The 23,362-nt window shown below is 60.7% G+C and carries 22 protein-coding genes; all 22 read right to left on the reverse strand.

The genetic code is table 11. From position 1 onward, the window contains the following. Positions 1-37 precede the first annotated feature (37 nt). Entirely contained in the window at positions 38-922 is an 885-nt protein-coding gene (gene atpG / locus NCS58_RS00260; RefSeq protein ID WP_250537572.1) for a F0F1 ATP synthase subunit gamma, read from the reverse strand. 64 nt (positions 923-986) lie between these two features. Continuing rightward, positions 987-2,528: a F0F1 ATP synthase subunit alpha gene (gene atpA / locus NCS58_RS00265; protein WP_250537573.1), complete on the reverse strand. Its 1,542-nt coding sequence runs from the start codon at positions 2,526-2,528 to the stop codon at positions 987-989. Between the two features lie 58 nt (positions 2,529-2,586). After that, positions 2,587-3,129, reverse strand: coding sequence for a F0F1 ATP synthase subunit delta (locus NCS58_RS00270; RefSeq protein ID WP_250537574.1), 543 nt, complete (start codon positions 3,127-3,129; stop codon positions 2,587-2,589). 2 nt (positions 3,130-3,131) lie between these two features. Then, complete coding sequence (locus tag NCS58_RS00275) at positions 3,132-3,602, reverse strand: F0F1 ATP synthase subunit B (RefSeq protein ID WP_061116589.1); 471 nt, start codon at positions 3,600-3,602, stop codon at positions 3,132-3,134. Between the two features lie 133 nt (positions 3,603-3,735). Next, the gene (gene atpE, locus NCS58_RS00280) at positions 3,736-4,005 is read right to left on the reverse strand and encodes a F0F1 ATP synthase subunit C (protein WP_007180033.1); all 270 of its coding nucleotides are present in this window, start codon (positions 4,003-4,005) and stop codon (positions 3,736-3,738) included. Between the two features lie 89 nt (positions 4,006-4,094). Beyond that, positions 4,095-4,946, reverse strand: coding sequence for a F0F1 ATP synthase subunit A (gene atpB / locus NCS58_RS00285; RefSeq protein ID WP_061116590.1), 852 nt, complete (start codon positions 4,944-4,946; stop codon positions 4,095-4,097). Between the two features lie 177 nt (positions 4,947-5,123). Further along, the gene (locus NCS58_RS00290; protein ID WP_061116591.1) at positions 5,124-5,657 is read right to left on the reverse strand and encodes an ATP synthase subunit I; all 534 of its coding nucleotides are present in this window, start codon (positions 5,655-5,657) and stop codon (positions 5,124-5,126) included. 223 nt (positions 5,658-5,880) lie between these two features. Further along, positions 5,881-7,017 (reverse strand): SLC13 family permease, encoded by a 1,137-nt coding sequence (locus NCS58_RS00295; protein WP_250537575.1) that lies wholly within the window; start codon positions 7,015-7,017, stop codon positions 5,881-5,883. Between the two features lie 12 nt (positions 7,018-7,029). Further along, positions 7,030-7,932, reverse strand: a complete 903-nt coding sequence (locus tag NCS58_RS00300; RefSeq protein ID WP_061116593.1) for a ParB/RepB/Spo0J family partition protein — start codon at positions 7,930-7,932, stop codon at positions 7,030-7,032. 46 nt (positions 7,933-7,978) lie between these two features. Then, a complete protein-coding gene (locus tag NCS58_RS00305) occupies positions 7,979-8,758 on the reverse strand; it encodes a ParA family protein (RefSeq protein ID WP_250537576.1) in 780 nt (259 codons plus the stop codon). Positions 8,759-8,835: 77 nt separating this feature from the next. Next, a complete protein-coding gene (rsmG, locus tag NCS58_RS00310) occupies positions 8,836-9,501 on the reverse strand; it encodes a 16S rRNA (guanine(527)-N(7))-methyltransferase RsmG (protein WP_250537577.1) in 666 nt (221 codons plus the stop codon). Beyond that, on the reverse strand, positions 9,498-11,462 hold the full coding sequence (gene mnmG, locus NCS58_RS00315) for a tRNA uridine-5-carboxymethylaminomethyl(34) synthesis enzyme MnmG (RefSeq protein ID WP_250537578.1): 1,965 nt from the start codon (positions 11,460-11,462) through the stop codon (positions 9,498-9,500). Before mnmG ends, rsmG begins: the two co-directional genes overlap by 4 nt. Positions 11,463-11,616: 154 nt before the next feature. After that, the gene (locus tag NCS58_RS00320) at positions 11,617-12,384 is read right to left on the reverse strand and encodes an ABC transporter ATP-binding protein (protein ID WP_250537579.1); all 768 of its coding nucleotides are present in this window, start codon (positions 12,382-12,384) and stop codon (positions 11,617-11,619) included. Further along, on the reverse strand, positions 12,384-14,168 hold the full coding sequence (locus tag NCS58_RS00325) for an ABC transporter permease subunit (protein WP_061116598.1): 1,785 nt from the start codon (positions 14,166-14,168) through the stop codon (positions 12,384-12,386). Before NCS58_RS00325 ends, NCS58_RS00320 begins: the two co-directional genes overlap by 1 nt. A gap of 4 nt (positions 14,169-14,172) precedes the next feature. Then, positions 14,173-15,228: a branched-chain amino acid ABC transporter permease gene (locus tag NCS58_RS00330; RefSeq protein ID WP_250537580.1), complete on the reverse strand. Its 1,056-nt coding sequence runs from the start codon at positions 15,226-15,228 to the stop codon at positions 14,173-14,175. A 145-nt stretch (positions 15,229-15,373) separates the two neighbouring features. Continuing rightward, a complete protein-coding gene (locus NCS58_RS00335; RefSeq protein ID WP_250537581.1) occupies positions 15,374-16,546 on the reverse strand; it encodes an ABC transporter substrate-binding protein in 1,173 nt (390 codons plus the stop codon). A gap of 279 nt (positions 16,547-16,825) precedes the next feature. Next, on the reverse strand, positions 16,826-17,992 hold the full coding sequence (locus NCS58_RS00340; protein WP_250537582.1) for an ABC transporter substrate-binding protein: 1,167 nt from the start codon (positions 17,990-17,992) through the stop codon (positions 16,826-16,828). 474 nt (positions 17,993-18,466) lie between these two features. Next, a complete protein-coding gene (locus tag NCS58_RS00345; protein WP_250537753.1) occupies positions 18,467-19,438 on the reverse strand; it encodes a branched-chain amino acid ABC transporter permease in 972 nt (323 codons plus the stop codon). Continuing rightward, positions 19,438-20,322: a branched-chain amino acid ABC transporter permease gene (locus NCS58_RS00350; protein ID WP_061116602.1), complete on the reverse strand. Its 885-nt coding sequence runs from the start codon at positions 20,320-20,322 to the stop codon at positions 19,438-19,440. Before NCS58_RS00350 ends, NCS58_RS00345 begins: the two co-directional genes overlap by 1 nt. 93 nt (positions 20,323-20,415) lie before the next feature. After that, positions 20,416-21,636: an ABC transporter substrate-binding protein gene (locus NCS58_RS00355; RefSeq protein ID WP_250537583.1), complete on the reverse strand. Its 1,221-nt coding sequence runs from the start codon at positions 21,634-21,636 to the stop codon at positions 20,416-20,418. A gap of 74 nt (positions 21,637-21,710) precedes the next feature. Continuing rightward, entirely contained in the window at positions 21,711-22,472 is a 762-nt protein-coding gene (locus tag NCS58_RS00360; RefSeq protein ID WP_061116604.1) for an ABC transporter ATP-binding protein, read from the reverse strand. Then, on the reverse strand, positions 22,469-23,248 hold the full coding sequence (locus tag NCS58_RS00365) for an ABC transporter ATP-binding protein (protein WP_061116913.1): 780 nt from the start codon (positions 23,246-23,248) through the stop codon (positions 22,469-22,471). Before NCS58_RS00365 ends, NCS58_RS00360 begins: the two co-directional genes overlap by 4 nt. Positions 23,249-23,362 lie beyond the last annotated feature (114 nt).

The raw sequence follows: 23,362 nt of genomic DNA on the forward strand, positions 1-23,362 counted from the left end.
CCTTTAGATACTGTGTTCTTTCAAGCGGTCAGCAAAATCAGACCGCTGCGGCGCCGCCGACGATTTCCGACAATTCTTTCGTAATCGCGGCCTGGCGGCTCTTGTTGTAGACGAGCTGCAGTTCGTTGATCACGGTCTTCGCGTTGTCCGACGCGGCTTTCATCGCGACCATGCGTGCCGACTGCTCCGACGCCATGTTTTCCGCGACCGCCTGATACACGAGCGCTTCGACGTAGCGCACGAGCAACTCGTCCACCACGGTTTGCGCGTCCGGCTCGTAGATGTAGTCCCACGAGGTCTTCGGCGTGTCGCCGTCTTCGCCCTTCGCGTCGAGATCATCCACGCACAACGGCAGCAGTTGCTCGATCACCGCTTCCTGCTTCATCGTGTTGATGAAGCGCGTGTACGCCAGGTACACCGCGTTGATCTTGCCTTCCGAATACAGGTCGAGCTGCACCTTGACCGCGCCGATGAGCTTTTCCAGATGCGGCGTATCGCCCAGTTGCGTGACTTGCGACACGACATTGGCCTTCAGGCGATTCAGGAACCCGAGACCCTTGCCGCCGATCGCCGAAGCTTCGATCTTGACACCGCCCTGATCGAGTTCTTTGATCTTGTTCAGCGACGCACGCAGGATGTTCGTGTTCATGCCGCCGCAAAGACCCTTGTCGGTCGAGACGAGGATCAGGCCAGCCGTCTTCGCGCCCTTGTTCTCGACCATGAACGGGTGGCGATACTCCGGGTTCGCCTTGCTCATGTGCGATGCGATCGCGCGGACCTTGTCGGCATACGGACGGGCGGAACGCATACGCTCCTGGGCGCGGCGCATCTTGGATGCGGCGACCATTTCCATCGCTTTGGTGATCTTGCGCGTGTTTTGCACGCTCTTGATCTTGCCGCGAATTTCCTTCATTCCAGCCATTGCTTACTCCTTGATCGAAGCCGCGCGATGTTCGAAGACATCGCGCGTTGCTCCTCAGTCCCGATCAATAAGCGCCCGACTTCTTGAAGTCCTTCAGCGCGGCATGCAGTGCGCCTTCGTCGTCCTTCGACAAGTCTTTATTGTCTTCGATGCGCTTAATCAGATCGCCGTGGCTGGTCTTCAGGAATTCGCGCATGCCCTTTTCGAACGGCAGAACTTGCGAGACTTCGAGATCGTCCAGATAGCCGTTGTTGGCTGCGAACAGCGCGACAGCCAGTTCCCACACCTGCAGCGGCTGATACTGCGGCTGCTTCAACAGTTCCGTCACGCGGCGGCCGCGCTCGAGCTGCTTGCGGGTGGCTTCGTCGAGGTCCGATGCGAACTGCGCGAACGCAGCCAGTTCACGGTACTGCGCGAGGTCGGTACGGATACCGCCCGACAGCTTCTTGATGACCTTGGTCTGAGCCGCACCACCGACGCGCGACACCGACACGCCCGCGTTGATTGCGGGGCGGATACCGGCGTTGAACAGGTCGGTTTCGAGGAAGATCTGACCGTCGGTAATCGAGATCACGTTCGTCGGAACAAACGCGGTCACGTCGCCGGCTTGCGTTTCGATGACGGGCAATGCCGTCAGCGAGCCGCTCTTGCCCTTGACTTCGCCGTTGGTGAACTTCTCGACGTACTCTTCCGAGACGCGCGCAGCGCGCTCGAGCAGACGCGAGTGCAGATAGAACACATCACCCGGATAGGCTTCGCGGCCCGGCGGACGACGCAGCAGCAGCGAGATCTGGCGATATGCCCACGCTTGCTTGGTCAAGTCGTCATAAACGATTAGCGCGTCCTGGCCGCGATCGCGGAAGTATTCGCCCATCGTGCAGCCGGCGTATGGCGCGAGGTATTGCATCGCGGCCGATTCCGAAGCCGAAGCAGCAACGACGATGGTGTACGCCATCGCGCCGGTTTCTTCGAGCTTGCGCACCACGTTCATGATCGACGAAGCCTTCTGGCCGATCGCGACGTAGATACAGATGAGGTCCTTGCCTTTCTGGTTGATGATCGCGTCGACAGCCACCGCGGTCTTGCCGCACTGACGGTCGCCGATGATCAGCTCGCGCTGGCCACGGCCGATCGGCACCATCGAGTCGATCGACTTCAGACCCGTTTGCACCGGCTGCGACACCGACTTACGCCAGATCACGCCCGGAGCGATCTTTTCGATTGCGTCCGTTGCCTTCGCGTTGACCGGGCCCTTGCCGTCGATCGGGTTGCCGAGCGTATCGACCACGCGGCCGATGAGTTCCGGACCCACCGGCACCTCGAGAATACGGCCCGTCGTCTTGACGATGTCGCCTTCCGAGATGTGCTCGTATTCACCGAGAATAACGGCGCCGACCGAGTCACGTTCGAGGTTCAGCGCGAGGCCGAAGGTGTTGCCCGGAAATTCGAGCATTTCGCCCTGCATCACGTCCGACAGGCCGTGGATGCGCACGATACCGTCGGTCACGGAGATCACGGTGCCCTGGTTGCGAACATCCGCGCTCGCTTCAAGGCCCTGGATCCGGCTCTTGATCAGCTCGCTGATCTCAGAGGGATTGAGTTGCATTATTCGCTCCTGATAGTCAATTCTGTTGCGTGCCAGCTATGAGACACGGGTTGATCGCCTAAGCGGTCAGAGCCGTCTGCATGCTGGCGAGGCGCGCGCGGACCGAGGTATCGAGCACTTCGTCGCCAACCGTCACGCGAACGCCGCCGATCAGCGACTGATCGATTTCGACGATCGGCTTCAGCTTGCGCTGGAACTTGCGTTCGAGGCTTGTAACGAGGTCGTTCAACTGTTCGCCTTCGAGGGGGAACGCGCTCACGATGTGAGCATCGGCAGCACCTTCACGGGCGTTCTTCAGTTCGTCGAACTGGACGGCGATTTCCGGCAGCAGCGACAAACGATGGTTCTCGACCAGCATGCCGACGAAATTCTTCGCCTGAGCGTTGCCGAGAGCCAGCGGCGAGTTCACTGCGGCGAGCAGGAGATCGACGATCTGCTGTCGGCTCACCTTCGGGCTCGAAGCGACCGATTCCACTTCGGGCAGACGCGCAACCTGTGCCAGCTCCTCGACGAAGGTGGACCAGCCCGCGAGATCGCCGGTTTCGGCCACGCGGAACAGCGCTTCTGCGTAAGGACGAGCGATGGTTGCAAGTTCGGCCATGATCAGAGCTCGGTTTTGAGTTGATTCAGCAGATCGGCGTGAGCTTTCTGATCGACTTCGCGTTTCAGAATTTGCTCGGCGCCCTTGACGGCCAGCGCCGCGACTTCGGCACGCAGCGTTTCACGCGCCTTCACGACTTGCTGGTCCGCGTCCGCCTTGGCTTGCGCGACGATGCGCGCGGCTTCGGCTTGAGCGTTGGCCTTGATTTCTTCTGCGACTGCGGCTGCGCGCTTTTCGGCGTCGGCAATGCGTTGCTGGCCATCGGTGCGCGCTTGCGCGAGTTCCTGGTCGACGCGCTTGTGCGCTGCTTCGAGTTCCGCTTTGCCCTTGTCGGCGGCGGCGAGGCCGTCGGCAATCTTCTTCGAGCGCTCGTCGAGGGCGTTGATCAACGGCGGCCACACGAACTTCATCGTGAACCACGCGAGGATCAGAAACACGACCATTTGCGCAAACAGGGTTGCGTTGAGATTCACGGTGTTTCCTTAAACGTTGCTTGATCGGAGGTGAAACGGTTAAAAGGCGCTCATCGGCTTGTTGAGCTCGATCAGCGCCTCACTCGTTCCGTTCAGGCGTCTTTAAAAGTCAGACGCACAGTTCCGAGGAACCTCAGCCTGCGAGCTTCGAGAGCAGCGGGTTCGCGAACGCAAACAGCATTGCCACACCAACGCCGATCAGGAACGCCGCGTCGATCAGACCAGCCAGCAGGAACATCTTGGTCTGCAGCGGGTTCATCAGTTCCGGCTGGCGGGCGCACGCTTCAATGTACTTGCCGCCCATCAGACCGATACCGATACAGGCGCCGATTGCACCCAGGCCGATGATGATGCCGATACCGATGGCGGTCAGACCCTGGATGTTGGCGATGAAAGCTTGCATGATCACTCCTTTGATTAAAGACTTTGGAACTGGATTTATAAAAAACGAAAACCTAAAACCTGAACGATTCCGGAACGTGCCGCAACGCGTCAGTGTGAGTCATGTGCCTGGCCGATGTACACCAGCGTCAGCATCATGAAAATGAACGCCTGCAACAGCACGATCAGAATGTGGAAGATCGCCCAAACCGTGCCCGCGACCACGTGGCCGATAAAGCCGAGCACAGAAGCGTCCGCACCGAACGTCCACATGCTGCCCAGAAGGGCGATCAGCAGGAACAGCAGTTCGCCGGCGTACATGTTGCCGAAAAGCCGCATGCCGAGCGAAACCGTCTTGGCGACGAACTCGATGATGTTCAGCGCGAGGTTCGGAATCCACAAGAGCGGATGCGCGCCGAACGGAGCGGACAGCAGTTCATGCACGAAACCGCCGGCGCCCTTGATCTTGAAGTTGTAGTAGATCATCAGCACGAACACGCCGAGCGCGATGCCGATGGTGCCGTTCAGGTCAGCCGTCGGCACGATGCGATGATGCGGCAGCGCTTCCGACAGCCCGAGCCAGCCGATGACGCGGCCCGGCAAATCAACGGGGATGAAGTCGAGCGAGTTCATCAGGGCGACCCAGACGAACACGGTCAGTGCGAGCGGAGCGATGAAGCGGCGGCTGCCGTGAATCATCGACTTCGACTGATCTTCGACCATTTCGACCAACATTTCGATCGCGCACTGGAACCGGCCGGGAACACCGGAGGTCGCCTTGCGCGCGGCAAGACCGAGAATGATGATGGTCACGAGACCGCACACGATCGACCAGAAAAGCGTGTCGAGATTCCAGACATGGATGTCGAAGATCGACGCCTGTGCGTGCGTGGAAAGATTCTGCAAGTGGTGCGCAATGTACTCGGACGGATCCAGAGCGTGCGTTCCTTCGCTAGCTGCCATATCGTTAAAGCCACCCAAATTGTCAAAAATCTTTCGTCACCTGTCGCTTCCGAGCCGCCGCTTCGCGTTGCGGCTTCGGGTCGAGAGGCCCGAGTGCGGAGCATGGTCCGCACCTGTTCATCTGTGATGCTACTTGCAACTCGTGCTGAAGGCACTTACCTGGGACGTCAAGAATCGTCACCGCAGCGCCATTGCAACCCAGTAAGTCTTCAGGGCGACGATGTACGTCACGAGCAGCGGCAACCACAACGCACTCTTGTACCAGTACGCGACCGCCACGAACATGGCGATCGTCGCGCCCATCTTGAGCGCCTCGCCGATCATCCAGCTCATGATCGTCTCCGCGCCGCTTTTTGCTCTCAGGCGCGCGGCGAACAAAGCGCTCGGCACCCAGCAAATTGCTCCCCCGAGAAATGCTGACAGCGCAGCGTCGCCCGGCGGCTTGTAAAACAGCCACCACAACAGCGTCGCACCCAGGGACAAAACCATTTGCGCTGCCACGACCTTAAACGGCGTGACACGCGATGGACGACTCACCTCGGGCCCAAACAGCTTCTGTGCCTGATCCCGCGTGAGCGGAACGATATTGTTATCTTGCGCTTCGGCATCCCACGCGTCGCCGGACGATCTGCGCGGCTGATTTCCGGAGGCATTTGCGTCGCCGGTTGCGTGAGCGTTCGGCGCTCGATTTTCCTCTCGCACCGTCTTCAAACCTTCAACCAAAAGTCCGGAAAATCACCTTGCGCTTTCGCTGCGCTTTCGAGGTGGCCTAGCTGATAAATCCGGGCGATTGTAAGCGATTGTTGTCGGGGATTCAATAGTTTAGGTGTGTCAAAAGCCAAGCGGACGAACCTTAAAAATCGGTCTCGAAAACGAGACTTTCCTTGCAATTGCAAGGAGATTCTCAGTCGATGGCACATTGTCCGATGAGCGGTTAAATGAGCGCCCAACCGATGACCGTTGCCACGATCCAGAATGGAATCGACACCATGTGAAATGGCATCCACACTCCCTTTTCGCCCGATAATCGCACGGCGATGAGATTGGCCAGCGAACCGATCGCGATGCCGAATCCGCCGACGCTGACGCCGAACGCGAGCGCGCGCCAGTCCTTGGAGAACTCCGCGAGCACGATGGCCGCCGGCACGTTGCTGATCGCTTGCGAGAGAACGGCGCCGGCCGCATACGCGCGTTTTGGCGTGCCGATGCCGACGTGGGCGATGGCTGCGTGGATCGACGGCATTGCGGCCGCGCTGCGCAGCACGATGAACATCAACACGAAGATGAGCAACAACAGCCAGTCGATCTTGAACACGACCTCGCGACGCCACAGCACGAAGAGGATCGCAAGCACGGCAAGCGCGGGCCCGGCATGATGCGCGTCCGCGAGCGCCACGAACGCGGCAAATGCAAGCACGCTCACGCCGCACAGCACGCGATCGACGCGATGCTCTTCGATATCGCCGGACAGATCGAGCGGTTCGGCGCGGAACATCGCAAACGTGAGGATGCCGAGCAGCGCCATCAACGCGGCGCACAGCGGCAGCATCGCCCACACGAACGCGGGGAAGCCGACGCCGCTCGTCTGCCATAGAAACAGGTTCTGGGGATTGCCGAGCGGCGTGAGAATCGAACCCGCGTTGACCGAGAGTGCGATCACGATCACGAGCCGCTTGATGGGCAGCGGTGCGAGCCTGTGCAGCGATAAGGCGAGCGGCACGACGGCGAAAAGCGCGACGTCGTTGGTCAGGACGGTGGACAGTACCGCAGCAAGCGCGACGAGCAGCAGCGCCAGCGTCCGCTCGCCATGAATGTGGTGCACGAGGCGGTGCGCCGCCCACATCAGGAATCCTGATAATTCGATCGCCTTGGTGAGAATCAGGAGGCCGGCGAGTGTGAGTACCGTCTGCCAGTCGACGAGACCGGGCAGCGACATCCACGGCCGCGGATGCCCGATCTGCAACACGACGAGCGCGAAGACGAGGATCGCGAGAACCGGCTCCTTCGAGACGGCTCGCCAGATACGGGCGAGCAGGTCGAAACGTGTGCTTTTGACGTTGAATTCGGACAAGATGCGTGCGAATCAGGTCGTCGGAGTCGGCGCTTCGATACTTCCACGCAATTTGCTCAGGATGCCCTCGAGCGAGTCGAGATTGCCGAAATCGATTGTGACCTTGCCGCGCCCTCTTCCGCCCAACTTGATCTTTACGTTGGCGGAAAGCAGATCCGACAGCTCTTCTTCCAGACGGCGCGTATCACGTCCGCCGTCATTTGCGGCGCGTGCTTTTGTCGCAGGGGCTTCCTTGGTCGTCGCCGCTACCAGGCGTTCGGTTTCGCGTACCGACAAGCGGCGATTGACGACATGATTGGCGAGCTGGATCTGCGTCGCCGCGTCGACGGCGAGCAACGCGCGCGCGTGGCCCATGTCCAGGTCGCCGGCGAGAAGCATGGTCTGCACGGGCGCTGCGAGATTCAGCAGGCGCAGCAGGTTCGATACCGCGCTGCGCGAGCGCCCGACCGACTCGGCCGCTTGTTCGTGGGTAAAGCGAAATTCGTCGAGCAGACGCTGGATGCCCTGCGCCTCTTCCAGCGGGTTCAAATCTTCCCGCTGAATGTTCTCGATCAACGCCATCGCAGCGGCTGCTTGATCTGGCACGTTTTTTACGAGAACCGGAACTTCGTCGAGGCCGGCAAGGCGCGCGGCACGGAAGCGCCGCTCGCCCGCAATGATTTCATAACGATCGTCACTCACCGAGCGCACGAGAATCGGCTGCATCAGACCCTGCGCGCGGATGCTCGCGGCGAGTTCCTGGAGCGCGCCCTCGTCCATCCGTGTACGCGGCTGATACTTGCCGGCTTGCAGCTTATCGAGCGGCAGCACCGAGGGCGTGCCCTCGCCGCGCACGGCTTCCGTAATGTCGACGCTACCGCCGAGCAATGCGTCCAAGCCGCGGCCTAGACCTTTTTTCTTCATCACAGCGCTCATTTCGGTTCCTCCGTCGGCGTTCTCGGCCGCATCGAATGGGGTTTGCTTAGTTGACGTTGAGCGCGCGCACACGCTCGATCATTTCGGTGCCGAATTGGATATACGCCTGCGCACCGCGCGACGACTTGTCGAACACGACGCCGGGCAGTCCATAGCTAGGCGCTTCCGCAAGGCGCACGTTGCGCGGGATCACAACGTCGAACAGCTTGCTGCCAAAGTGTTCCTTCAATTGGTCCGAAACTTGTTGCTGCAAAGTAATTCGGGGATCGAACATCACGCGCAGCAGGCCAATTACCTTCAGGTCACGATTCAGGTTCGCGTGCACCTGCTTGATGGTGTTCACGAGATCCGACAATCCTTCGAGCGCAAAATATTCGCACTGCATCGGAATCACGACGCCGTGCGCCGCGCACAGGGCGTTAAGCGTCAGCAGCGAAAGCGCCGGGGGGCAATCGATCAGCACGAAGTCATAGTCATCGGCTACTTCGGCAATCGCCGCCCGAAGAATGCCTTCGCGATTTTCCATGTCCACAAGTTCGACTTCCGCGCCTGCCAGCTCGCGATTGGCCGGCAGCACGTCGTATCCGACCGCCTCCGGGCGTGTGCGTGCCTCGCGCAGTGTCACGCCATCGACGAGCACTTCATAGACAGTGGTCTCGCACGCGGCCTTGTTGATGCCGCTGCCCATGGTCGCGTTGCCCTGAGGGTCGAGGTCGATCAGCAGAACGCGCTGATCGAGGCCCGCAAGGCTCGCCGCGAGATTGACCGCTGTCGTGGTCTTTCCAACGCCGCCCTTCTGATTTGCGACGCAGAAGATTTTTGCCATCGTTTAGTGTCCTCGTTTCTTCGCTGTCAGAAGATCAGCGTGCCTGGAATGCCGGATGGAAACCGTGCAGCGGACCGTCAAGCTGGCTCGACGGCAATCTCGACGAGATGCCGTTCCGCGTCGAGCATCGGCACATTGAGGCGCTCGATACCGAGCACCTTGGCACCCGCCGGCACACGCGCGGCTTCAGCCTCAGGCCTGACACCCTTCATCGCCAGAATCCGTCCGTTGTCCGCAACCAGATGACGCGCAAGTGTAACGAAATCGGAGAGCTCTGCGAATGCGCGCGACACGATTAAATCGAATTTCCCCGGGACTTCGACTCCCGGACGTAAACTTTCGACGCGACCAGTCACCACCGACAGATTGTTCAGACCCAACTGCGCTTTCGCCTGCGACTGAAATGCTGTTTTCTTATGAACGATGTCGTTGAGCGTGACGTGCAATTCAGACAACGCGATCGCCAGCACGATGCCGGGTAAACCGCCGCCGGAGCCGACGTCCAGCGCTGTCGACGGCCTGCGCACGTTCACCGCCGGAACGATCGCAAGCGAATCCAGAATATGCTGGATGAGCATTTGATGCGGATCGCGGATCGCCGTCAGGTTGTAGACGGAATTCCATTTGCCGAGCAGCGCAACATAATCGAGAAGTCTCTGGATTTGCGAGGACGAAAGCGCAATGTCGAGTTCGGTGACGCCCTTCTCGAGCGTCGCCGCCAAGGATAAATGGCGCTCCGTCATTGAACCGCCGTCGGGTTATCGGTTGCCGCATCGTCGCCAGCAGAATTTCGGCCGCGACGGCCTGCGCCGCGCTTCAGATGCACCATGAGAAGCGAGATTGCGGCCGGCGTGATGCCGGAAATGCGCGAAGCCTGCCCGATCGTCTCCGGGCGATGCTGAATCAACTTCTGACGGGCTTCGAAGGACAATCCGCGGACTTCGTTGTAGTCGAGACCGTCCGGCAACCGGGTGTTTTCCTGCGCGCCGTTCCGCACGATCTCGTCGGCCTGACGATCGATGTAGCCTTGGTACTTAACGCCGATCTCGATCTGCTCCTTGATTTGTGCGAGCAGAACCGGATCGTCCGAGAGCGATGCTTCGGGACCGCAGGCGCCCTCACGAAGTGCGCAGATTCCGTCGTACGAAACACCGGGGCGTCGCAGAAGATCGGCAAGGCTGTACTCATGATCGATCGGCTTACCCAGAAACGCCGTCGCTTCCTCCGCTGGCAAAGTCTTGGGATTTACCCACGTTGAACGCAGACGCTGTGTTTCACGTGAAACAGCGTCGCGTTTGCGGCTGAAAGCATCCCAACGAGCATCGTCGACTACGCCGAGTTCGCGCCCGATCTCCGTCAGACGCATATCCGCGTTGTCTTCGCGCAGCGACAGGCGGTATTCCGCGCGGCTCGTGAACATCCGATATGGCTCCGACACCCCGCGCGTCACGAGATCGTCCACCAAAACACCCAGATACGCCTGATCGCGGCGCGGCGACCACGCTTCCGTCCCTTGAACTTGGAGACCAGCATTGATACCAGCCAACAGTCCCTGCGCGGCGGCTTCTTCGTACCCGGTCGTCCCGTTGATCTGACCTGCAAAGAAGAGACCGTTGATCGCCTTCGTTTCGAGCGAAGCCTTCAACGCACGCGGATCGAAGTAGTCATATTCGATCGCGTAGCCGGGCCGCAAGATATGCGCGTGTTCAAGCCCGCGCATCGAGCGAACGAGTTCGAGTTGGACGTCAAAAGGAAGACTCGTGGAGATCCCGTTCGGATAGAACTCATTCGTCGTCAGTCCTTCCGGCTCCAGAAAGATCTGATGCGCGTCTTTGGAAGCAAAACGATGAATCTTATCCTCGATCGACGGGCAATAACGCGGTCCGACGCCTTCAATCACTCCCGTATACATCGGCGAGCGGTCTAGGCCGCCCCGGATAATGTCGTGCGTCTGTGTATTCGTATGTGTGACCCAGCATGGCATCTGACGCGGATGCTGCTCTACGCGGCCAAGGAACGAGAACACCGGAATGGGATCGAGATCGCCCGGCTGCTCTTCGAGCTTCGAAAAGTCGATCGTGCGGCCATCAATACGAGGCGGTGTGCCCGTCTTCAGGCGGCCTTGAGGCAGCTTTAATTCCTTTAAACGCGCTGAAAGCGACACCGCCGCCGGGTCACCTGCCCGGCCGCCGACATAATTATTCAGGCCGACGTGTATTTTTCCGTCCAGGAAAGTGCCAGCGGTCAACACAACGGCGCGGGACCGAAAACGAAGTCCGACTTGCGTTACGGCGCCGACAACGTGATCGCCTTCGACCATCAAATCGTCGACGGCTTGCTGGAAGAGCCACAAGTTCGGCTGATTCTCGAGGCGATGGCGGATCGCCTGCTTGTACAAAAGACGATCGGCCTGCGCGCGCGTTGCCCGAACGGCGGGTCCCTTCGACGAGTTGAGAATACGGAACTGAATGCCCGATTCATCGGTAGCCGCAGCCATTGCCCCGCCGAGAGCGTCGACTTCCTTGACGAGATGACCCTTGCCGATGCCGCCAATCGACGGATTGCAACTCATCTGGCCCAACGTCTCGATGTTGTGCGTCAAAAGAAGCGTTTTACAGCCCATACGCGCAGAAGCGAGCGCCGCCTCCGTGCCCGCGTGACCGCCACCGACGACGATCACATCAAATTCTGTGGGATAAAGCATTGGGATCTCGTGTACGAACGACACGAACCTGAAGAGAGAATAGCTTTGAATTATAACGACTTCTTCCTGACCTCGAATCGACCGTTCGATCACAGGCAAAAAAAAGCGTGTTTCACGTGAAACACGCCGCCATTTTTCCAAAGAACACCGCGTCTTATGCCACTTTTTTCGTCAGACCGAGATAAGTTTCGATGACCTGAGGGTTGTGCTGAAGCGCGTCGGCGTTTCCTTCCAGCGCGAACTCGCCGGTCTCGAGAACATAGCCATAGTCGGAAATCTGAAGCGCAGCGCGCGCGTTCTGCTCGATCAACAGCGTTGCAACACCCGTCTGCCGAAGCGCGCTGATGATGTGGAAAATCTCCTTCACGATCAGCGGCGCCAAGCCGAGGCTCGGTTCGTCGAGCATCAGAAGTTGCGGCTTCCCCATTAATGCACGGCCAACCGCGAGCATCTGCCGCTCTCCACCAGACAAAGTTCCCGCCGCCTGCCTTCTTCGCTCCTTTAGACGAGGAAAAAGCTGGAACACGTGGTCGAGCTGATCGAGAAAGTTTCTCTCGCCGGCTTTCTTCCGCCGATATGCGCCCAGCACGAGATTGTCCTCCACCGCCATCGTCGCGAACAATTCGCGCTTCTCGGGCACAAGACACATTCCACGTGAAACGCGGCGCTCGATCGCCAATGCGGACACGTCTTCGCCAAGGTAGCGCACCACGCCCTTCGCGTGTCCCGTTTGGGGCAACGCGCCCATGATCGCGTTAAGCAGCGTCGACTTTGCCGCCCCATTCGGCCCGATCACCGAAACGATTTGCCCCGCTCCGACGGTGAGCTTGCCATCGTGCAATGCTTCGACCTTGCCGTAGCGCACGGACAGGCCGTCTACCTGCAAGATCGGGTTCACAACTGCGTTCGATTCCTTCGCCATCACTCCACCCCGCCGAGATATGCTTCGAGCACCGCCGGATCCTTTTGGACATCCGTAGGCAATCCTTCTGCGATCTTCGTGCCGAACTCCATTACTACGAGCCGATCCGTCAGATTCATCACGAAATCCATATCGTGCTCGACAAGAAGAATGCTCATTCCCTCCGCGCGCAGCTTTCGCAACAAATCAGCCAATTGCAACTTTTCTTGATAACGAAGGCCGGCGGCGGGTTCATCCAGCAGCAGCAGCGTCGGATCGCAGCACAGCGCCCGGGCAATCTCGAGAATCCGTTGTTGACCCAGCGCGAGGCTACCGGCTTCGCTATAGATATGCTTCTCCAGCCCGACGCGTTTGATCTGCTTCGCTGCCTCAGCCATCAGCCGCGCCTCTTCTGCCGCGTTCAGTCGCACGACACTGCGCCAGACGCCCGTGCTTCCACGCAAATGCGCGCCGATCGCCACGTTTTCCAGCACCGTCATCCCGGGAAGCATCTTCACGTGCTGAAACGTCCGGCCGATGCCGCGCTTGACGATTTCACGCGAAGTCAGCTTCTCGATACGCTCACCGTGGAAGCTGATTGCGCCGCTCGTCGCCTGAAGTACGCCGGTGACAAGATTGAAGGTCGTGGACTTCCCGGCGCCATTCGGACCGATCAATCCGATGATTTCGCCTGCCCTCACCTCGAAACTCACATCGTTAACTGCCACGAGTCCGCCGAACTGCTTGCGCGCCTTGTCGACGACCAGCAAGCGCTCCCCCACGTTGGGTTTGCTGCGCTGCGGCAAAGCATCGCCATGATCCGGCACGTGTGCACGCGGCCCGCGTGGAAACAGACGCGCCACGAACGGCCAGACGCCTTGCCGCGCGTATTGCAGCAGCAAGACCATCACCACGCCGAACACGATGATCTCGAAGTTGCCGTTCGCGCCGAGCAGCTTGGGCAGAAGCGTTTGCAGATAATCCTGCAGAACGGTGAGAATTGTCGCGCCGAGAATCGCACCCCAGACATGGGAGACGCCGCCGACCACCGCCATGAACAGGAACTCGATGCCGTGATTCAGGCCGAACGGCGTCGGGTTCACCGCCCGCTGCAAATGGGCGTACAGGAAGCCGGAAACGGCCGCGAGCACGGCTGCATAGACGAAGATGACTACGCGCATCCAGGCAGTGTTGACGCCCATCGCTTCGGCCATCGTGCCGCCGCCGCGCAACGCGCGAATCGCTCGCCCCGGGCGACTATTAAGCAGATTCTGAACAGAAATCACCGCAAGCAGTACCACGACCCAGATCAGGTAATAGATGCTACGGCCCGATTCCAGCTCCCAACCGAACACGTTGAGCACGGGAATTCCGTTGATGCCGTCGTACTTGCCGAGCAACTCCATGTTGCCGAAGAGGTAGAACAGCGAGAGTCCCCACGCGATCGTCCCGAGCGGCAGGAAATGTCCCGAAAGGCGCATCGTGATGAGACCGAGCAGCAGCGCGATGAAGGCCGTGAGCACGACGCCCGCGATCAGCGCGAGCCACGGCGAGACACCGTAGCGCGTCGTGAGGAAAGCCGTCGCATACGCGCCCACGCCGACGAACGCGGCCTGCCCAAAGCTCGTCATCCCGCCGATGCCGGTCAGCAGCACCAGCCCGATCGCGACGATCGAATACAGGCCGATGTAGTTCAGCAGCGTGATCCAGTACTCGGGCACGGCGACCGGCCGCGGCAAGACCGGCAGCGCGAAGACGACAACCAGGAACAACCAGAAAAATCGATATCGATGCAGAAAGTTCATCGGCTTACTCCTCGTCCTCATCCGAATGCGGGCTTGCCAGGCTTCGCCACAGCAGGACCGGAATAATCAACGTGAAGACGATCACCTCCTTGTACGCGCTTGCCCAGAACGACGAATACGATTCGAGCAAACCCACGAGCAGCGACCCTGCGGCCGCGAGCGGATAGCTCACCAGACCGCCCACGATGGCGCCTACGAAGCCCTTGAGGCCTATCAGGAAGCCCGAGTCGTAGTAGATGGTCGTGATCGGCGCCACGAGCACGCCGCACAGCGCGCCCAGGGCCGCCGCGAGCGTGAATGCGAGGCGGCCTGCCTGCGTCGTGCCGATGCCGACGAGCCGCGCGCCGAGGCGATTCACCGACGTCGCGCGCAAGGCCTTGCCGGAGATCGAGCGATCGAAATAGAAGTACAGCGCGACGATCAGCACGACGGCCGTCCCGACGACCCACAAGCTCTGCCCAGAGATCGACACGCTGCCCAGGTTGAACGTGGCGTCAGAAAACGCCGTCGTGCGCGAGCCTTCCGCGCCGAACATCACGAGCCCGAGGCCGACCATCGCGAAGTGCACCGCCACCGCCACGATCAGCAGCAACAGCGTGCTCGCCTCCGCGATCGGCTCATACGCGAGGCGATAGACGAACGGTCCCATCGGCACGACGATGAGAAGCGTCAGCGCGATCTGCGCGATCATCGGCAGAGGCTGTGCGAACGCCGCTTGCGTGATGCCCCACACCGCGACGGGAAACAGCAGATACTTGCCCGCCAGCACTGCCAGTAAGCGCCCGATCTGGTGATATCGCGCAGGATGCCGAACGATGCCGGCGAGTTCCGCGACAAAGCAGCCGACGCCCATCGCGATGAGCAGATAGCAGGTCGCCGGCAGCTTCTGCGTCTGCAGTGCGGCCAGCGTGAGCGCCCCATACGCGACGAACTCGCCCTGCGGAATGAAAATGACGCGTGTCACGGAGAACACGAGCACCAGAGCGAGCGCGAGCAAGGCGTAGATCGCGCCCGTGGTGATCCCGTCCTGCGCGAGGATCGCCGCAATCGATAAGTCCATACTTCCTCTTCGAAGCTTCTTGTGAAACAGGCGACTCAAGAAACAGCCGCCGGAACATGGCCAAAGCGGCGCGCCGTTGCCGGTGCGCCGCCCATTCATCTCGAAATTAAGAAACGAGAACGCGCGATGAAGCGCGTCCTATCGCTCAGTCGTTCAGCAATTTCCACTTGCCGTCGACGATCTGCACCATCACGCGGGCGCGATTGTCGAAGCCGTTGTGATCGGTCGGCGTCGTGTTCATGATCCCGTGCGACACCGGCAGGTCCTTCAGGTTTTCCAGCGCGGCGCGCAGCGCTTCGCGGAATTCCGGCGTGCCCGGCTGGCCTTTCTTGAGCGCCTCGGGAATCGCGCGCTGAAGCATCTGGCCCGCATCCCATGCATGCCCGCCGAAGGTCGACAGCGTGCTTGCGCCATACGCCTTCTCATACGCGTCCTTGTACGCGGCCGACGACTTCTTCACCGGGTTGCTCTCCGGCAACTGCTCGGTCACGAGCACCGGGCCGGCGGGCAGGATTTCTCCCTCGCAGTCCTTGCCGCACACGCGCAGGAAGTCGTTGTTGGCGACGCCATGCGTCTGATAGACCTTGCCCTTGTAGCCACGCTCCTTCAGCGCCTTCGCCGGCAGCGCGGACGGCGTGCCCGCACCCGCGATCAGCACCGCGTCCGGGTTCGCGCCCATCGTCTTCAAAACCTGGCCGGTCACGGACGTGTCCGTGCGGTTATAGCGCTCGTTCGTGACGATCTTCAGCTTGTGCGCCGTCGCCGCCGTATTGAACACGTTGTACCAGCCGTCGCCGTAGGCATCCGCGAAGCCGATGAAGCCCACCGTCTTCACGCCGTGCTTTTCCATGTAGCTCGCGATGGCATCGGCCATCAGCGCGTCGTTTTGCGGCGTCTTGAAGACCCACGCCTTTTTTGCATCCATCGGCGCGATGATCGCGGCGGACGCGGCCATCGAGATCATCGGCGTCTTGCCGGCGGCGGCCGGATCGATCATCGCGAGCGAGTTCGGCGTCACGGTGGAGCCGACGATCGCATCGACGTGATCTTCGTCGATCAGCTTGCGCGTGTTCTGCACGGCGCGGCTCGTGTCGGACCCGTCATCGAGCACGATCCATTCGACCGACTTCCCGCCGATTTCCTTCGGCAACAGTGCGACGGTATTTTTCTCGGGAATCCCGAGCGATGCGGCCGGTCCCGTCGCCGAGAGCGTCACGCCGATCTTCACCTGAGCGAGCGCCGCGCCCGCCCCGGCAAGCGCGCTGCCCGCGATGGCGAGCGCGATGCCCGTCCTGATCCATGCCTTCTTCGTTTTCATTGCTTGTCTCCAAACGCGACTTGCGGTTCACGCACCCCTGCGGTGCGCTGCTGCGAGTTGTTATCGATGCTGCTTCTCTGGCGCCAACCAAAGAGCCGCCCCAATCTATTTACCGCGTTACTGCGTGCCAAGGCTGGTTTTCCCTGACCGTTGCGCCGCCGCGATCGAGGCTTTGCGCCCTCTCCTTCGCGTCGCGGTTCCTGCTGCACGGCACAGAAAAAAAGGCGCGTTGTGTTGCTACGCGCCTTTGTTCTCCGAATCAGTTCACATGCGAATCCGTCAGTTGCCCGAGAGCTTCCACTTGCCGCCGACGATCTCCACCATCACGCGTGCGCGCTGGTCCAGTCCGGAGTGATCGTTGGGGCTCATGTTGAAGATGCCGTGCGATGCAGGCAGATTCTTCGTCTCTTCGATAGCCGCGCGCAACGCTTCGCGGAACGCCGGCGTGCCCGGCTGGCCCTTCTTCAGCGCAACAGGAATCGCACGCTGCAGAATGAGGCCCGCGTCCCACGCGTGACCGCCGAACGTCGACACGGAACCCGCGCCGTTGGCACCTTCGTACGCCTTCTTGTACATCAGCGCGGCTTGCTTCACGGGGTTGCTGTCGGGCAACTGCTCCGCGACGAGCAACGGGCCCGCGGGCAGGAACGTGCCTTCGCAGTCCTTGCCGCACACGCGCAGGAAATCGTTATTGGCGACGCCATGCGTCTGATAGATCTTGCCCTTGTAGCCGCGCTCCTTGAGCGTCTTCTGCGGCAGCGCGGCCGGCGTGCCCGCGCCCGCGATCAGCACCGCGTCCGCGTTCTGCGACATCATCTTGAGCACCTGGCCCGTCACCGACGCATCGTTGCGCGCAAAGCGCTCGTTCGCGACGATCTTCAGCTTCGCCAGATCGGCTGCCTTCGAGAATTCCTTGAACCAGCTCTCGCCGTAGGCGTCGGAAAAGCCGATGAACGCGACAGTCTTCACGCCGTGATTCGACATGTGCTGCGCGATCGCGGTAGCCATCAGAATGTCGTTCTGCGGCGTCTTGAAGACCCACGCGCGCTTGCTGTCCATCGGCTCGACGATGCTCGCGGCCGCGGCCATCGAAATCATCGGGGTGTGCGTTTCGGCCGCGATGTCGATCATCGCGAGCGAATTGGGAACGACGGTCGAACCGACCAGCGCATCGACGTGATCTTCGCTCGTCAGCTTGCGTGCGTTTTTCACGGCCTGGGTGGAATCGGTCGCGTCGTCCAGAACGATGTATTCCACTTTCTGCCCGGCGACTTCCTTGGGCAACAGCGCGACGGTGTTCTTTTCCGGAATGCCGAGCGAAGCCGCCGGTCCTGTCGCCGAGACCGTCACGCCGATTTTCACGTCCGCCAAAACCTGATTGCTGAATACCGCCGATAATCCCGCGACGGCCATTGCGACCGCCTTGCCGCGTAAAGCCAACTTCATTGATTTGCGCCCCGTAAATCGTGTTTTCTGCGTGAAGAATTGTCTGCGAATATGCCGTGTTTCGCGCCCGCTCTGAATCGCCGACCGACGGGTCGGGAAATGCAGTTTAGCGGAGGAAACCGCCGTGCAGCAAGCGTTTTGAAGGTTTTCCGTGCCTTGCGAACCCCGGGAAAACCCGCCTTAAAAAAAATCCGCGGGGATTTATTCGTATTATCGACGGCAAATAAAAAAAGCGCTGTTGGACTCATCCAACAGCGCTTTTCGGTCGGGCACTTTGTGCCTCATGTCTCCTCGTTCTCCACCTCAAAAATCTGGGTGCAACAGAACTAGGACGCATGTTAAAGAACGCAACACTGCACGACAACCTAGCATTTACCCTAGTGGTGCACAAAAGCACCGCAACGGGGCGTATTTCTTGCAATTTAGCGCGCTTTTTTCAAATGCTCCATTCCTTCGTAATTCCAAATAAATCGCTCAGCCTTGAAGCGGCCGAACCCGCGCGATGATCTCTCCGACGATCCCGCGGCGGAAGGCGAGCACGCACGCGATGAAGATCACGCCTGTCACGATCGTCACCGATTCGCCCAACGAGTTGAACCACGACACACCCGTGATGCGCGCGATGCCGCTGCCGATGTCGCCGAGCCGGTCTTCGAGCGCGACGATGATCGCCGCACCGAGCAACGGCCCGAACATCGTGCTCATGCCGCCGACGAGCGTCATCAGCACGACCAAGCCCGACATCGTCCAGTAGGCGTCGCCGAGCGTTTCGAAGCCGAGCACGAGTGTCTTCATCGCCCCCGCGAAGCCCGCGAGACCCGCCGACAAAACGAACGCCAGCAGCTTGTAGCGCGACGTGTCGTAGCCGAGCGAAATCGCGCGCGGCTCGTTCTCCTTGATTGCGATCAGCACTTGCCCGAACGGCGAATGCACGATGCGCACGATCAGCGCGAACGCGAGCAGCATCACGACCAGCACGACGTAGTAGAGCGTGATGTCGTTGCCCAGATCGATGACATTGAACAGCTTGCCGCGCGGCACGCCTTGCAGACCGTCTTCGCCATGCGTAAACGGCGCCTGCAGGAACACGAAGTACATCATCTGCGCGAGCGCGAGCGTGACCATCGCGAAGTAAATGCCCTGGCGCCGGATCGCGAGCAGACCGGCGACGAGCCCGAGCAGCGTCGCCGCCGCCGTGCCCGCGATTACGCCGAGCTCCGGCGTGAAGTTCAGCGACTGGATCGCATAGCCGGCGACATAGCCGGCGGTCGCGAGGAACATCGCATGACCGAACGACAGCAGCCCGGTATAGCCGATCAGCAAATTGAACGCCGCCGCAAACAGGGCGAAACACAGCACCTTCATCATAAACAGCGGATACACGCCGACGAACGGCGCGACGATCAGGCCGATCAGCAACAGGCCGTAGAGCGCTTTTCTCTGCATCATTTTTCCTTGCCGAAGAGTCCTGCCGGGCGAATCATCAACACGATCGCCATGATGACGAAGACGACCGTCGCGGACGCTTCCGGATAGAACACGCGCGTAAAGCCCTCGATCACGCCGAGCAGCAGGCCCGTCAGTATCGAGCCCATGATCGAGCCCATCCCGCCGATCACGACGACCGCAAACACGGTGATGATCATCGACTGGCCCATGAGCGGCGAGACCTGGATCACGGGCGCCGCCAGCACGCCCGCGAACGCCGCGAGCGCGACGCCGAAGCCGTAGGTGAGCGTGATCATCATCGGCACATTGACGCCGAATGCCTCGACGAGCTTCGGATTCTCCGTGCCCGCGCGCAGATAAGCGCCGATGCGCGTCTTTTCGATCACGAACCACGTCGCAAAGCACACGGCGAGCGACGCGGCGACCACCCACGCGCGATAGTTCGGCAGGAACATGAAGCCGAGATTGGTCGCGCCCGAAAGCAGCGACGGCACGTCGTAAGGCTGCCCCGAAGAACCGTAGATGGAGCGGAACACGCCTTCGATCACGAGCGTCAGGCCGAAGGTGAGCAGCAGCCCGTAAAGATGATCGAGCTTGTAGAGCCAGCGCAGCATCGAGCGCTCGACGACCACGCCGAACAGCCCGACCACGATGGGCGCGAGCAGCAGCATCGCCCAGTACGGGATGTTGAAATAGGAATAGCCCATCCACGCGAGCATCGCGCCCAGCATGAAGAGCGCGCCATGCGCGAAATTGATGACGTTGAGCAAGCCGAAGATCACCGCGAGCCCGAGGCTCAGGATCGCGTAGAACGAGCCGTTCACCAGCCCGAGCAACAGCTGGCTCATCATTGCGGCGAGCGGGATGCCGAATATTTCCATTGAACCTGCCGTCAGAAACGTGTTGACGCGGCTGCGACGGCGAAGCGGCCCTTCCGGCCGCCCGCCTCGCGACGCTTGCGCACTACCGAATGCTTACTTCCAGAGCTTGCAGCGCGATTCGGCCTTGGTGCCGAACGCCTGATCGCCCGGAATCGTCGCGGTGATCTTGTAGTAGTCCCACGGCTCCTTCGATTCCGACGGCTTCTTCACTTCCATCAGGTACATGTCGTGGATCATCGATCCGTCTTCGCGGATGTAGCCCTTCGCGTAGAAGTCGTCGATCTTCGCCTTCTTGAGCTGCGCCATGACCTTGTCGCTGTCGGTCGTGCCCGCCGCCTTCACCGCGTTCAGGTACGTCGTGACAGCCGAGTAATCCGCCGCCTGCAGGCTGCCCGGCATCTTCTTCATCTTGTCGAAGTAGCGCTTCGCCCAGGCGCGCGTCTTGTCGTCCTTGTTCCAGTACCAGCTGTCCGTCGCGACCAGCCCTTGCGTGGTTTCGAGGCCGAGGCTGTGGATGTCGGAGATGAAGATCAGCAGCGCGGCGATCTTCATCGACTTGGTGATGCCGAACTCCTTCGAGGCCTTGATCGCGTTGATCGTGTCGCCGCCGGCATTCGCGAGGCCGAGCACCTGCGCCTTCGAACCTTGCGCCTGCAGCAGGAACGACGAGAAGTCCGACGCCGACAGCGGATGACGCACTTCGCCGAGCACCTGGCCGCCATTGGCCTTTACGACGTCAGCCGTGTTCTTTTCGAGCGCCTTGCCGAACGCATAGTCGGCCGTCAGGAAGTACCACGTCTTGCCGCCCTGCTTGGTCACCGCGGAACCGGTGCCCTTCGCGAGCGCCATCGTGTCGTAGGCGTAGTGGACCGTGTAGGGCGAGCACTGCTCGTTGGTCAGGTTGTCCGCGCCCGCGCCGATGTTGATGTACGGCGTCTTCTTCTCCGCCGCGACTTGCGCGCTCGAAAGCGCCGTCGCCGAGTTCGTCCCGCCGATGATCACGTTCACGCCGTCGCGGTCGATCCATTCGCGCGCACGCGATGCCGCGATATCCGCCTTGTTCTGGTGATCCGCATACACCACTTCGATCGGCTTGCCGTTCACCTTTCCGCCGAAATCAGCGACCGCCATGCGAATGGCTTCGAGTCCGCCCTGCCCGTCGATATCCGCGTAGAGGCCCGACATGTCGGTGACGAAACCGATCTTCACCGTGTTGCTGTCGGCGGCGTTGGCGCTCGTGCTCATCACCGCCACACTCGCCGCCGCAGCCGCAAAGCACAGAGTAGAGAGGCGCGCGAGGGTCTTCTTTTTCATTCCAGTCTCCATGAGTTTTGATTTGTTGCGGTATTACTGGTGTTGCCCTTCCGATGTGCCGCGCCCGGGATCGATTACACCCCGAGCAGTTCGTGCAGCACCGGCATCTTCGCTTCGAGTTCCCCCGCGCCGAAATGCTCGACGATGTTTCCGTGCTCCATCACGTAAAAGCGATCCGCGAGCGGCGCCGCGAAACGAAAATTCTGTTCGACCATGACGATCGTGTAGCCACGAGACTTCAGCATGAGGATCATGCGCGCGAGGGTCTGTACGATGACCGGCGCGAGCCCTTCCGAAATTTCATCGAGCAAAAGCAGATTCGCGCCCGTGCGCAGAATGCGCGCGACGGCCAGCATCTGTTGCTCACCGCCCGAAAGACGCGTGCCCTGGCTTGCGCGGCGTTCCTTCAGGTTCGGGAACATCGAGTAGATCTCGTCGAGCGGCATTGCGTCTTTTGCATGGCCGATCATCGGCGGCAGAAGAAGGTTTTCCTCGCAGGACAAGCTCGAAAAAATGCCGCGCTCCTCCGGACAATAGCCGACCCCGTAATGCGCGATCTTGTGTGTGGCGAGGCCGATGGTTTCATGTCCGCCGACGCGGATGGAACCCGTCCTTCGCCCGGTCAAACCCATGATGGCGCGCAACGTGGTCGTGCGGCCCGCGCCGTTGCGGCCGAGCAGCGTGACCACTTCGCCGCGATTTACCTTCAGGTCCACGCCGTGCAGGATGTGCGATTCCCCGTACCACGCCTGCAGACCCGATATTTCCAGCGCGGGCACATTGCCCGCCGCGCCGTTCGCCTCGCGCGAGCGGCGCTCCTCCACGATCGTACTCATGCATGCGCTCCGGTGAGCGCCGCATCGGCGCTGCCCATGTAGGCTTCCATCACGAGCGGATTCCTCGACACTTCCGCGTAGCTGCCTTCGGCGAGCACTTCGCCGCGCTGAAGCACGGTGATGGTGTCGGAAATGCCCGCGATCACGTTCATGTTGTGTTCGACCATCAGGATGGTGCGGCCCGCCGACACCTTCTTGATCAATGCCGTCACGCGATCGACATCCTCGTGACCCATGCCTTGCGTCGGCTCGTCGAGAAGCATCAGTTCGGGTTCCATCGACAGTGTGGTCGCGATCTCGAGCGCGCGCTTGCGGCCGTATGAGAGCTCGACGGTTCTCGTATCGGCGAAGTCGGTGAGGCCGACTTGCGTGAGCAGATCCATCGCGCGGTCGTTGAGGGCATCGAGGGAACGCTCGCTGCGCCAGAAATGAAACGACGTGCCCAGTTGCCGCTGCAAACCGATGCGCACGTTCTGGAGCACCGTCAGGTGCGGAAACACTGCGGAAATCTGAAACGAGCGGATGATCCCGCGCCGCGCGATGTGCGCCGGCCGCTCGCGCGTGATATCCGTGCCGTTGAAAACGATCTGCCCCGCGGTGGGTTCGAGAAACTTGGTGAGGAGGTTGAAGCAGGTCGTCTTGCCTGCGCCGTTCGGTCCGATCAGCGCATGGATCGAACCGCGGCGCACGCGCAGGTTCACGCCATTCACGGCCGTAAAGCCTTTGAATTCCTTCGTGAGCCCTCGCGTTTCAAGAATGGTGTCGCCGAGAATCATGTCCCCTTCCATGCGAAGTGAAGCGCTGGGCATATCCGTATTCGCCTGCGCCTTATTTTTTCTTTCCGCGCGCGCACCCGAACGTTGTCTCCATCCCGGTGCCGCTTCGCTTCT

The organism is Caballeronia sp. INML3B (assembly GCF_023631305.1).
GTDB lineage: Bacteria > Pseudomonadota > Gammaproteobacteria > Burkholderiales > Burkholderiaceae > Caballeronia > Caballeronia turbans.